Below are 12,282 nucleotides of genomic sequence, written 5' to 3' on the forward strand. Positions count from 1 at the left end.
CGCCGCTATGATATCCCGGCTCTATCCCGGCGCCCCGCCCTACCCCCGGTAGGGGCGCTTCTGTTATTCTGCCGCATCTGCTTTACCCCGGTTTTGCTACCTCACTCTATCAACGGTGATTCACCCCATGGCAAAGCAACAGGATGCCACGGATCTGCAGCGTGCCCTCAAGGCGTGTCGCAGCTCCTTTGTATCGGTCGGTTTCTTCAGCATGTTCGTCAATCTGCTGATGCTGGTGCCGCCGATGTACATGCTTCAGGTCTACGATCGGGTGCTCAGCACTCAGAGCACCGAGACGCTGCTGATGCTCACCCTGGTCGTGGTCTTCCTGTTCATGGTCATGGGCGGGCTGGAGCTGGTGCGCTCGCGCATGCTGGTACGGGTGGGCAACCGCCTGGATACCAACATCAATGCGCGCCTCTACAGTGCCATGTTCCGGCGCAGCGTGTCCGCCCCGGGGCAGCAGAGCGCCCAGCCGCTCAACGACCTGACCAGCCTGCGCCAGTTCCTGACCGGCAACGGCCTGTTCGCCTTCTTCGATGCGCCCTGGGTGCCGATCTACCTGGGCGTGCTGTTCCTGTTCCATCCCCTGTTGGGCATCTTCGCCACCTGTGCCGGTGTTCTGCTGCTGGCGCTGGCCATCGCCAACGAGAAGGCCACCAAGGGGCTGCTCGCCGAAGCCAACAGCGATCATATCAAGTCCCAGGAGCTGGCCAACTCCAACCTGCGCAATGCCGAGGTGCTGCATGCCATGGGCATGCTGCCCGGCATCATGGGGCGCTGGTCCGAGAAGCATCACGAGTTCCTCTCCAAGCAGTCGCGCGCCAGCGACCGGGCCGGCACGCTGACCAATGCCTCCAAGGTGCTGCGCCTGCTGTTCCAGTCGATGATCCTGGGCCTGGGCGCCTACCTGGTGCTGCAGGCCGAGATGACCGCCGGCATGATGATCGCCGGCTCGATCCTCATGGGCCGCGCACTGGCGCCCATCGACCAGATGATCGGCAGCTGGAAAGGCTTCGTGGCGGCTCGCGGGGCCTATGGCCGTCTCGACGAGCTGTTGACGCAGATTCCCGAGGACAATCGCCGCATGTCGCTGCCCACGCCCCGCGGCGATGTCGCCATCGAGACGGTGGCAGCCGCACCGCCCGGGTCGCGCATGGCCACCATCCGCGGCATCAACTTCGAGACGCCGGCCGGCGAGCATGTCGGCATCATCGGCCCGAGCGCGGCGGGCAAGTCGACCCTGGCGCGTGTGCTGCTGGGCATCTGGCCGGCCCAGGTCGGCAACGTGCGGCTGGATGGGGCCGAGATCACCCACTACAATCGCGATGAGCTCGGCCCGCATATCGGCTACCTGCCCCAGGATATCGAGCTGTTCGACGGCACCATCAGCGAGAATATCGCCCGCTTCGGCGAGGTCGACCCCGACAAGGTCGTCAAGGCGGCGCGCAAGGCCGGCGTCCACGAGATGATTCTCGAACTTCCTAACGGCTACGACACCTACATCTCCTCGAACAGCGGCGCGCTCTCCGGCGGCCAGCGCCAGCGCGTGGGGCTGGCGCGCGCGCTCTACGGCGACCCCGTGCTGGTGGTGCTCGACGAACCCAACTCCAACCTCGACGATGCCGGCGAGCGACAGCTCAGCCGCGCCATCCAGCAGCTCAAGCAGGAAGGCGTGACACTCTTCGTGATCAGCCACCGCACCAGCGTGCTCAAGAACATGGACAAGCTACTGGTGCTCAAGGAGGGCCAGGTCAGCATGTATGGCCCGCGCGACGAAGTACTCGCCCAGTTCGCCCGCAAGCCCGCGCAGGTCAGCCAGACCGCCAATGCTCGCTTGTCCGCCATTCAGGGCGGAAAGTCCGGCCAATCTGACACTTCGGAGGAGCCCAGCTAATGGCAGATGATCGCAACATGCCCACGCAGGGTGAAATCGACGTCACGCCCAGAAAGCCCGCCACCCTCGAGGGCGAGTACTCGGAGCAACTGCCGACCAGCGACAAGGGCTACAAGCGCCTGGGGCTGATCATCCTGCTGATCGCCTTTGGCGGCTTCGGCATCTGGGCGATGACAGCCTCCCTGGCCATCGCCGTGGTGGCGCCCGGCAGCGTCTCCATGGAGTCCTTCAAGCGTACCGTGCAGCATCTGGAAGGCGGCATCGTGGAAGAGCTGCTCGTCGAGGATGGCGACAAGGTGCAGGCAGGCGACCCCTTGATCGTCCTCAGCGACACCCAGGCCCTGGCGCAGCTGGATATCGCCAAGTCGCAGTACCTGATCAACCGTGCCATGGAGATTCGCCTGCTCGCCGAGCAGAAGGGCGCCGATAAACTGGTGTTCCCCGAGGACTTGCTCAACAGCGATCTCCAGCGGGTTCAACAGGTGCTGGCCGTGCAGCGCAGCCTGTTCGTGTCGCGTCGTGAATCCCTGCAGGGGGCGCTGGAATCATTGGATGAGCAGATCAACCAGATGCGCGAGCAGATCGACGGCCTCGAGTCCCAGATCGCCATCAACCGCCGTCGTGTCAGTTCGCTCAAGGCCGAGGCACAAGACTTCCGCTCGCTGTTCCGCGAAGGGCTGGGCGACAACCAGCGCCTGCGTGAACTCGAGCGCCAGGTGCTGGAATACGAAGGGCGCATCGCCGAGCATCGCTCCCAGATCGCCCGCCTCAAGTCGCAGATCAGCGAGAACAAGCTCCAGAAGGAAGTGCGCCGCCAGGAGTTCCAATCCGAGGTGGGCGAACAGCTGCGCGATGCCCAGTCACAGATTGCCGAGGCCGAGGAGCGCATCACCTCGCTCAGCGACCAGGTCAATCGCACCACCATCAAGGCGCCAGTCGCCGGTACCGTGGTCGGCCTGAAGGTGCATACCAAGGGAGCCGTGATCCGCGGAGGCGACCCCATCATGGATATCGTGCCGTCGGGAGATGGTTTCGTCGTCGAGGCGCGCATCCCCAATCGCGATATCGACAACATCTATATCGGCCAGCCGGCAACGATTCGCTTCTCGGCCTTCAACCAGCGCCTGACCAACGAGATCGCCGGCGAGGTGATCCACGTCAGCGCCGACAGCTTCGAGGACGAAGCCACCGGGCAGATGTACTACAAGGCGCGCGTTCGGGTAACCGAAGAAGGCGAAAAGGACATGACCGAGCAGATGCAGCTGCTCTCCGGCATGCCCGCGGAAGTGCTCATCAAAACCGGCGAGCGCACCTTCGCCAGCTACATTGCCAAGCCGATCACCGACATGCTGGCGCGCGCCATGCGGGAGGCGTAATGCCACGGCGTGCGATTTTCACCCCCCTGGCGCTGACCCTTGCGGTCACGGTTGCCATGGCCTCATCAGCCATTGGGCAGGAGTCGCAGGATGTTCCTGCCGATGCCCAATCGCTTCAGGCGCTGGAGGAGCTCAAGGAGCCGGCCGCCCCGGACGCAGCGGTGCAGCTGCCCTCGCTGCCCGGCCTGTTCGAAAGGGCGCTCAATAACGATGCCGACCTGGCCCGTCAGCGCCTTGAGCTGCAGGCCGTCGAGCAGGAAAAACCGCTGGCGCGTTCTCAGCTGCTGCCCCAGGTCACCGCCTCCGGCAACTATCTGTACCAGGACTCCACCAATATCCAGACCAGCCCAGACGAGTTCGGGCTCGAGCAGCAGGCCACGCGTCCGGGAGAGATCGACGAGACCTACTGGCAAGTTCGGCTTCAGCAGCCGCTGTTCAGCCTCGAACGCTGGCGCGGGCTGAGGCAGGCCGACGCCCAGGTGAGCGCCGCCGAGCTCGATCTGGCCATTGTTGAGCGCGACCTCGCCCTGAAAATCAGCGAAGCCTACGTCAACGCCTTCCTGGCGTCCCGCAAGCAGGGCCTGCTGAAGGCCCAGCAAGCCTCGCTGGAGCTCCAGGTGCGCCAGGCCCAGCGGGCCTACGAGCTTGGCATCGGCAATCGCATTGACCTGCTCGAGGCCCAGTCACGTCTTGACCAGGCGATTGCCGATGCCGTTCAAGCGGCCAATGAGCTTGACGATGCCCTCAGCGAGCTGGAGCGCCTGGCCGGCATCCGCCCCGAGTTCCAGGGGCATGCCATCGCCAACCTCGGCACCCTCGAGGTCTCCGCGCCCGAGGGCGACCCCCAGGCCTGGATCGAACGGACTGCCGCCAACCTCGACGTGCTGCGCGCCGTAGCCGAACGCCGTATCAATCAGAGCGAGACCGGCATTCGCCGTAGTGGCTACTTCCCCGAACTCAATCTCAACCTCAGCTACAGCGACCGCAACAGCGACGACAAGCTTCGCTCAAGCGAGGATTACCGCGCTAGCGTCGAGGTCAGCGTGCCGCTGTTCCGCGGCGGGCGTACCATGGCCAGCGTTCGCCAGGCCGAGCTGCGTACCGCAGCCAGCCAGAAGGCGATCGATAACCAGCGCAACCTGGCGGTACAGGAGGTCAGGCGCCGCCTGCGTTCGCTGGATGGCAACGTGCGGCGCCTGGAAGCACTGCGCCAAGCCATCAAGTCCAGCGAGCTCTTCCTCGCGGCGGCGGAGCGTGGCGAACAACTGGGGCTGAGAGACCTCGTGGACGTGCTGGACGCGCGTGCCAGCCTCTACGACCAGCGCATTCAGTTCGTCGACACCCTGGGCAGCTTCACCATGGACCGGCTAACGCTTGAATCGGCGATCGGCGATCTGGAAACCACCGATCTGGCGAATAGCATGTCGCTGCTGGCGAGCATTTCGCCTGGCGAGCAGAGTCGCTGACCGCCGGTGCCCCTGATTCTCTCTCTCCAGAGGCAGCGGCTTGCGGCTGTTAGCCCACCTGCAGCGCGTGCTCAAGGGGACTGATGCCGGAAAGCGCCAGCTCCGGATTCGCGTCTAGGTAGTCGGATGTGTCGAAGTCGGCACTGGGATCTCGCCCCTCCTGCCAGCCGTAATTGACGAAATGCTCCACCGGGTTGATGCCGACAGCGGCAACGTCCGGGTTCTGTTGTAGATAGAAGTTGGTATCGAACAGAGCGTTAGGATTACGCCCCTCCTGCCAGCCGTAATTGACGAAATGCTCCACCGGGTTGATGCCGACAGTGGCAACGTCCGGGTTCTGTTGTAGATAGAAGCCGCTATCGAACCAGGGATTGGGATCTCGCCCCTCCTGCCAGCCGTAATTGACGAAATGCTCCACCGGGTTGATGCCGGCAGCGGCAACGTCCAGGTTCTGTTGTAGATAGAAGCCGCTATCGAACCAGGGATTGGGATCTCGCCCCTCCTGCCAGCCGTAATTGACGAAATGCTCCACCGGGTTGATGCCGGCAGCGGCAACGTCCGGGTTCTGTTGCAGATAGAAGCTGGCATCGAAGCCGGGAATGGAGGGAAGAGAGGGTGGAGAGGACGGAGCATTTTCGCTGCCTGAAGGCAGGTTGGCCTCTAAACCCTGATACTCGCTATTGAGCAGTGCCTGGTAAGCCCCGGAATCCTGCCATAGTTGCTGCCCGTTGGAGCTCAGCTGGGGCAGAGCCTGGGTCTGGATGGCATCGGCAATGGCACTTTTGTCTGTGCTGCCCGCATCGGCAAGCTGCTGAAAGACGGCATTCCAGTCCAGAGTTGCCAGGGCAATATCGATTTCCCTCGCGGCATTAAAATTAGAAGACGATATTCCAGTGTAGGCTTCCAGCTCGGCATAACCTATATTGCCTGCGCCTTCGCTGTAGACCAGGCGTTCGACTTCGCCCGCACCGAGCCGCGATCCACTCTCGTCCACGAAGGTCTCGATGCGGCCCTGGCCAGTGAAATCGATGACGAGAACGGACTGACCCGACCACATGTTGGCCAGTACCAGGTCGCGGCCATCCAGCAGGGCGCCCATGTATTCATCTTGGCTACCGGCAAGATGCAGGGTATCGTTTCCCGCAGCGTCGATAATTTCGGTTATGTCGGCACGCGCATGGTAGCTGTCATTCCCGCTACCGCCGGCCAGGGCGCCTTGTCGCCATTCGTCATCGTCCCACTGGCTGATCAGGGTGTCGTCGCCTTCCAGGCCGTAAAGGGAGTAAACACCTGAATCCGCGACAAGGCGATCCTGCTCGCTGGTGCCGAAGGTAATGCGTGTACCAAAGGTTTGAATTTCACTCATGGGGCTTTCCTCGTCCATGGATTGATGAGTCGTGATCAAGCCTGAAAGGCAAATTCAGAATAGCGTGCGTTGTCTGTTTGAGGAAAAGTTTTATGATGATCGCCGCAAAACTTCAGCCCGGAAGCGTGAAATCCTGACGCACTCCGGCAACTCGGCTCCAGCGTCCCGCTTGAGAAATACGCCTGACGCCATGCTATCCTTGCCTCTTTGCGTGGCGGCTGCCTGGCCGCAGCGCCAGGGTGACGCCTGTTCAAGAGACAACCAGCAACGAGACAAGCCATGAAGTTCTTGATTACCGGCGGGGCGGGATTCATCGGTTCCGCCGTGGTGCGCTACCTGATTGCCGAGACGCCCCATGAGGTGGTCAACGTCGACGCTCTGACCTATGCGGGTAACCTGGAATCCCTGGCGCCGGTGGCGAATGACCCGCGGCATCTGTTCATCCACGGCGATATTCGCGATGCCGCCCACATGGCCGAGGTGTTCAGGGCCCAGCAGCCGGATGCGGTGATGCACCTGGCGGCGGAGTCGCATGTGGATCGCTCCATCGACGGCCCGGCGGAATTCATCCAGACCAACATCCTGGGAACCTACGTGCTGCTCGAGGCGGCGCGCCATTACTGGAATCAGCTGCAGCAACAGGCCCCGAAGCGGGCCGCGGCCTTCCGCTTTCACCATGTCTCCACCGATGAGGTCTACGGCGACCTCGAAGACCCGCAAGCGCTCTTCACCGAGCAGACCCCCTACGCGCCGAGCTCGCCCTATTCGGCAAGCAAGGCAAGCTCGGATCATCTGGTGCGCGCCTGGCACCGCACCTATGGCCTGCCGGTGCTGGTCACCAACTGCTCGAACAACTACGGCCCCTGCCACTTTCCCGAGAAGCTGATTCCGCTGATGATCCTCAATGCCCTGGCGGGAAAGCCGCTGCCGGTCTACGGCAATGGCCAGCAGGTGCGCGACTGGCTCTATGTGGAGGATCACGTCCGGGCGCTGCTCAAGGTGCTCACCGAAGGCCGGGTAGGGGAGACCTACAACATCGGCGGGCACAACGAGAAGACCAACCTCGAGGTGGTCGAGACCCTCTGCACCCTGCTCGACGAGCGGGTGGGCACGGCACACCTTGCCCCGGGCAGCATCCATCACGACCTGATCACCTTCGTTGCCGACCGCCCAGGGCATGACCAGCGCTATGCCATCGACGCCGGCAAGATGGCGCGCGAGCTTGGCTGGCGCCCGCAGGAGACCTTCGAGAGCGGCCTGGACAAGACTCTGCAGTGGTACCTGGACAACCGTGAATGGTGGCAGCGGGTGCAGGATGGCCGCTACCAGGGCCAGCGCCTGGGCACGGGAGCGCCGAAATGAAGCTTCTGATCACCGGCGGCACCGGCCAGGTAGGCTTCGAGCTGCGCCGCCAGCTGGTTACCCTGGGCGAGATACTCGCCCCCACGCGCCCCGAGCTCGACCTGGCCGATGCCCAGGCCGTGGAGCGCTGGCTTGCCCGCCACCAGCCCGATCTGGTAGTGAACGCAGCCGCCTACACCGCCGTGGATGGCGCCGAGACCGACACCGCCCTTGCCACGCGGCTGAATGCCCAGCTGCCGGCACAGCTGGCGGATTACTGCCGCGCGCGCGACGCCTGGCTGGTTCACTACTCGTCGGATTACGTCTATTCGGGCAGCGGAAGCGCGCCCTGGAGGGAAACGGCTAAGCCCTCGCCAGTGAATGCCTATGGCCGCACCAAGCTGGCAGGTGACCGAGCCATTGAGCAAAGCGGCTGCCGGCATCTGATCTTTCGCACCAGCTGGGTCTACAGCGCCCGGGGCCGCAACTTCATGAAGACGATGCTGCGCCTCGGCGCCGAGCGCAGTGTGCTCAAGGTGGTGGCAGACCAGCGGGGCGCCCCCACGCCCGCGCGCTTGATTGCGCTGGTGACCCAACAGATGCTGGCCCGGCGCCACTCGCTGGGCTCGGGCCTCTATCACCTGGCGCCCAGAGGCGAAACCAGCTGGCACGGCTTTGCCCAGGAGATATTCGCCCTGGCCGAGCAAGCCGGCCTGCCCCTTGCCATCACGCCGGCGGCCGTGGCGCCCATTGCCACGGCCGATTACCCCACCCCGGCACCAAGACCGTTGAATTCGCGGCTGGAACTGGACAAGCTAGAGCAGGCCCTGGCAACACGCCTGCCAAGCTGGCAGCGCCAGGCAGCACTGACACTCGAGGAGATCGCCCCCCGCTCAGCGTAAGGGCGAGGGTACGCAAGGAGCCCCCATGCAACGCAAAGGCATCATTCTGGCCGGCGGCAGCGGCACTCGCCTGCACCCCATCACCCGCGGGGTATCCAAGCAGCTGCTGCCGATCTACGACAAGCCGATGATCTACTACCCGATCTCGGTGCTGATGCTGGCGGGTATCCGCGAGATACTGATCATCTCCACCCCGGAAGACCTGCCCCAGTACGAGCAGCTGCTGGGCAGCGGCGAGGATTTCGGCGTGCGCTTCGAGTATGCCGTTCAGCCCCGGCCGGAAGGCCTGGCCCAGGCCTTTATCATCGGCGAGTCGTTCATCGGCGCATCGCCGGTATGCCTGGTGCTGGGCGACAACATCTTCCATGGCCAGCACTTCTCCGAGCAGCTCAGGCGCGCGGCAGACCAGCCAGCAGGCGCCACGGTATTCGGCTACCTGGTGAAAGATCCCGAACGCTTCGGCGTGGTGGCATTCGATGCCGAGGGCCGGGCGGTCTCCATCGAGGAGAAGCCCGCCCGGCCCAAATCGCCCTATGCCGTAACCGGGCTCTACTTCTACGACAACGACGTGGTGGACATCGCCCGGCAGGTAACCCCCAGCGAGCGCGGCGAGCTCGAGATCACCAGCATCAACAACGCCTACCTCGAGCGTGGCGACCTGCGCGTCGAGCGCCTGGGGCGCGGCTTTGCCTGGCTGGATACCGGCACCCACGACAGCCTGCTCGAGGCCAGCCAGTACGTCCAGACCATCGAGCACCGCCAGGGCCTGAAGGTAGCCTGCCTCGAGGAGATCGCCTGGCAGCAAGGCTGGCTGAGCGATGCCGCCCTGCGTCATTCGGCAATGGCCCTGGCCAAGACCGGTTACGGCCAGTACCTGCTGGCCCGCCTGGATGCCGAGGAGGGCCGCCCATGAACGTGGAAGAGACCTCCCTGCCCGGCGTGCTGATCCTGACCCCCAAGGTGTTCGGCGATGCCCGGGGCTTTTTCATGGAGAGCTTCAACCAGCAGGCCTTCGAGACGGCCACGGGCTGTCGGCGACACTTCGTGCAGGACAACCACTCGCGTTCGCGCCAGGGGGTGCTGCGCGGGATTCACTACCAGCTGGAAAGGCCCCAGGGCAAGCTGGTGCGGGTGGCAAGCGGCAGCGTCTGGGACCTGGCGGTGGACCTGCGCCGCCATTCGCCGCACTTCGGCCAGTGGACGGGCGTCGAGCTCACCGCCGACAACCACCGCCAGCTGTGGGTGCCGGAAGGCTTCGGCCACGCCTTCGTGGTGCTCTCAACCACCGCGGACTTCCTCTACAAGACCACCGACTACTACCATCCCCAGTCCGAGCGCTGCATCCGCTACGACGACCCGGCGCTCGGCATCCACTGGCCCGAGCCGCCCGTGCCGCTGGCGCTCTCGGACAAGGACAGCGCCGGCGCCTTGCTCGCCGAGGCCGAGCTGTTCGATTGACGAGCTGTTCGATTGACGAGCTGTTCGATTGACGAGCTGTTCGAGTGAACTGATGCGGGAGCTGGTCGGATGCGCGGCGTTCACCCTACATGAGCACACTGAAGTCAACCCAGGGCAGCGACTGGCTGCGCCGCGCCATGCGCTGCTTCGATGCCGTGATCGCCATGGTGATCGCCGTGATCACCCTGTGGCTGCTTCCCCATGTTCAGATGGCCGGGCGTGCCGATTACGCCCTACTGATCCTGGCCGGCAGCCTCATGCTGCCCGCCCTGGGCGAGCTGATGGGGCTCTACCTGCCCTGGCGCGGGCGCAGCCTCTACTCCATGCTGGGCACCTACATGCTCAGCTGGGCCGCCACCCTGGTTCTGCTCAGCCTGCTGCTGGTGGCCACCCAGAGCACCGAGAACTTCTCCCGCCTGTGGATGGGCCTTTCGTCCCTGGCGGTGCTTGTGTCGGGCTCCGTGCTGCGTGCCGGCCTCTACGGCTACCTGCGCCATCTGCGCGCCCAGGGGCGCAACCTCAAGCGGGCGCTGCTGGTGGGGCGCCGGGAAAACGTCGAGCGCCTGGAAAGGCACCTTATCGAGATGCCCTACATCGGCTATGCCAGGGCCCATGCCTATCTGGACGACGACAGCCCAGGCTTCATGGCCGGCATCGAAGCCCTTGCCAACCAGAGCGCCTTTACGCGTGACTTCGACGAAATCTGGCTCGGCTACCCGCTATCCGATGGCGAGAAGGTGCGCTGCCTGGCCACGGCCCTGATCGGCATTCCCGTGAACGTGCGCTACTTCCCCGACCTGTCGGATATCCGCCTGCTCAATCACCGCCCCGCCCAGGTGGCCGGGCTCTACTCGCTCGAACTCAACTACAGCCCGCTGGACAGCAGCCCCCTGCGGCTGCTCAAGTCGCTGGAAGACCGCCTGCTCGGCCTGGGGCTCTTTCTCGTCTTTCTGCCGGTGATGCTTGGCGTCGCCGCCGCGATCAAGTGCCGGATGGGCGGGCCGGTGCTGTTCAAGCAACAGCGCCACGGCCTCGACGGCAAGCGCTTTCGCATCTACAAGTTTCGCACCATGAGCCTTCACCACGCCCAGCACACCCAGCAGGCCAGCTACGGCGACCCGCGCATCACCCCGCTGGGCGCCTTTTTGCGCCGCACCAGCCTCGACGAGCTGCCCCAGCTCTACAACGTGCTCCAGGGGCGCATGTCGCTGGTTGGCCCGCGCCCCCACGCCATGGACCACAACGAATACTACAAGGACGTGATCGAAGACTACATGCAGCGCCACCGCGTCAAGCCCGGCATGACCGGCTGGGCCCAGGTCAATGGCTGGCGCGGGCACACCGAAAGCCTCGACGACATGAAAAAGCGCGTCGAATACGACCTCTACTACATCGACAACTGGTCGCTCGGCTTCGATCTCAAGATCCTTGTCATGACCCTCACCCGCGGCTTCATCAACCGCAAGCCCTGAAGCGGCTGCCGCCGCCAAGCCCTATCGCCAATAGTGGCGATGCAGGCAAAGCCAGCGCTTGAGCGACAGGGGCAGCCGGCCCTCCAGCTTCCCCAGCCGGTAGCCCGCGTATTTCAGCAGGGTGCGCAGCGCCGCCTCCGGCAGCCGCCAGGGAGCATGGCGCAGCAGGTAGCCCGCTTCCGAGCGCACGAAGCGCCCCCCTTCGCCCTCCGCCCGCCCCAGCCACGCCAGCAGCCAGGCCTCCCGGCTATGCAGCACGCCGATATCGAAGTAGCGCCGGAACTCCTCGGTCAGCGAATAGTTGTGCGAGTGGTAAACCCGCGCCTCGGCGCAGTACGCCAGCCGCCAGCCCGCGGCCAGCAGGCGCGCCCCGGCCAGCATGTCCTCGGCGAGAATCACATCATCGGCAAAGCCGCCGACCGCCAGCAGTGCCTCGCGGCGATAGGCCGCAAAGGAGTTGGAGAGAAACGCCGTCTTGATGCCCAGGCGCGGGATGTCGTCTTTATCCACCGAGCGAGAGCGGGCAGGGTAGTTGAACAGCCGCGCATGGGCGGCGAGAGGTGTGGCATCGGCGTGGGGCAGCTGCCGGCCATAGGCCGCGCCGATCGTCGGGTCCGCGAAGGCTGCCGCCAGGCGCTTCAAGGCCCCTTGATCGGCCACCACGGCGTCCTGGGTCAAAAACACCACCACCTCGCAGTCATCGAGCCGCTCGAGCGCTAGGTTGCGCGTTGCGCCGTGGTTGAACGCCTGCCGCTCGATGACCACCACCTCACAGCCGGCGTGCCTGGCCCGTTGCGCGGTCGCGTCGTCCGAGGACGAATCGATGACCAGTACCCGCGCCCCGCAAGCGGCCGGCAGGGTGCTTGCCAGCCAGTCACGCCACGCCGAGCCGGCATTCAGGGTGGGTACGCAGATGGCCATCTTCATGAGATTTCTCCTGGACTTCCTTGACCCGCCCGCGGTGTTATCCTCTAGGTTCATGCTACACGAGACCCGCTCTTTCC

General features: G+C 64.5%; 10 protein-coding genes. 8 read left to right on the plus strand and 2 right to left on the minus strand.

Annotated elements, in window-relative coordinates; translation table 11 throughout:
* Positions 1-127 precede the first annotated feature (127 nt).
* The 3 genes from DFO68_RS06135 to DFO68_RS06145 are packed head-to-tail and all read left to right on the plus strand — an operon-like array spanning position 128 to position 4,739.
* Positions 128-1,897, plus strand: a complete 1,770-nt coding sequence (locus DFO68_RS06135; protein WP_133482781.1) for a type I secretion system permease/ATPase — start codon at positions 128-130, stop codon at positions 1,895-1,897.
* Positions 1,897-3,273 (plus strand): HlyD family type I secretion periplasmic adaptor subunit, encoded by a 1,377-nt coding sequence (locus tag DFO68_RS06140; protein WP_208107368.1) that lies wholly within the window; start codon positions 1,897-1,899, stop codon positions 3,271-3,273. Before DFO68_RS06135 ends, DFO68_RS06140 begins: the two co-directional genes overlap by 1 nt.
* A complete protein-coding gene (locus DFO68_RS06145; RefSeq protein WP_133482782.1) occupies positions 3,273-4,739 on the plus strand; it encodes a TolC family outer membrane protein in 1,467 nt (488 codons plus the stop codon). Before DFO68_RS06140 ends, DFO68_RS06145 begins: the two co-directional genes overlap by 1 nt.
* Positions 4,740-4,788: 49 nt before the next feature.
* Here the strand turns inward: DFO68_RS06145 and DFO68_RS06150 are convergent, their stop codons facing one another.
* Positions 4,789-6,105 carry a hypothetical protein gene (locus DFO68_RS06150; protein ID WP_133482783.1) on the minus strand — a complete coding sequence of 439 codons (1,317 nt, stop codon included), beginning with the start codon at positions 6,103-6,105 and terminating at the stop codon, positions 4,789-4,791.
* A 279-nt stretch (positions 6,106-6,384) separates the two neighbouring features.
* Between DFO68_RS06150 and rfbB the strand changes: the two genes are divergently transcribed.
* The 5 genes from rfbB (at position 6,385) to DFO68_RS06175 (ending at position 11,278) form a co-directional block, all read left to right on the plus strand.
* A complete protein-coding gene (gene rfbB / locus DFO68_RS06155) occupies positions 6,385-7,467 on the plus strand; it encodes a dTDP-glucose 4,6-dehydratase (protein ID WP_133482784.1) in 1,083 nt (360 codons plus the stop codon).
* Positions 7,464-8,348: a dTDP-4-dehydrorhamnose reductase gene (gene rfbD / locus DFO68_RS06160; RefSeq protein ID WP_133482785.1), complete on the plus strand. Its 885-nt coding sequence runs from the start codon at positions 7,464-7,466 to the stop codon at positions 8,346-8,348. The genes rfbB and rfbD overlap by 4 nt, the downstream gene beginning before the upstream one ends.
* 25 nt (positions 8,349-8,373) lie before the next feature.
* Entirely contained in the window at positions 8,374-9,261 is an 888-nt protein-coding gene (gene rfbA, locus DFO68_RS06165) for a glucose-1-phosphate thymidylyltransferase RfbA (RefSeq protein ID WP_133482786.1), read from the plus strand.
* Positions 9,258-9,806 (plus strand): dTDP-4-dehydrorhamnose 3,5-epimerase, encoded by a 549-nt coding sequence (rfbC, locus tag DFO68_RS06170; protein ID WP_133482787.1) that lies wholly within the window; start codon positions 9,258-9,260, stop codon positions 9,804-9,806. Before rfbA ends, rfbC begins: the two co-directional genes overlap by 4 nt.
* Before the next feature lie 89 nt (positions 9,807-9,895).
* Positions 9,896-11,278 (plus strand): undecaprenyl-phosphate glucose phosphotransferase, encoded by a 1,383-nt coding sequence (locus DFO68_RS06175; RefSeq protein WP_243726433.1) that lies wholly within the window; start codon positions 9,896-9,898, stop codon positions 11,276-11,278.
* 21 nt (positions 11,279-11,299) lie between these two features.
* On the opposite strand, the gene DFO68_RS06180 is transcribed toward DFO68_RS06175, so the two are convergent.
* Positions 11,300-12,205: a glycosyltransferase family 2 protein gene (locus DFO68_RS06180; RefSeq protein WP_133482788.1), complete on the minus strand. Its 906-nt coding sequence runs from the start codon at positions 12,203-12,205 to the stop codon at positions 11,300-11,302.
* Positions 12,206-12,282 lie beyond the last annotated feature (77 nt).

Source organism: Halomonas ventosae, from assembly GCF_004361885.1.
Lineage (GTDB): Bacteria > Pseudomonadota > Gammaproteobacteria > Pseudomonadales > Halomonadaceae > Halomonas > Halomonas ventosae_C.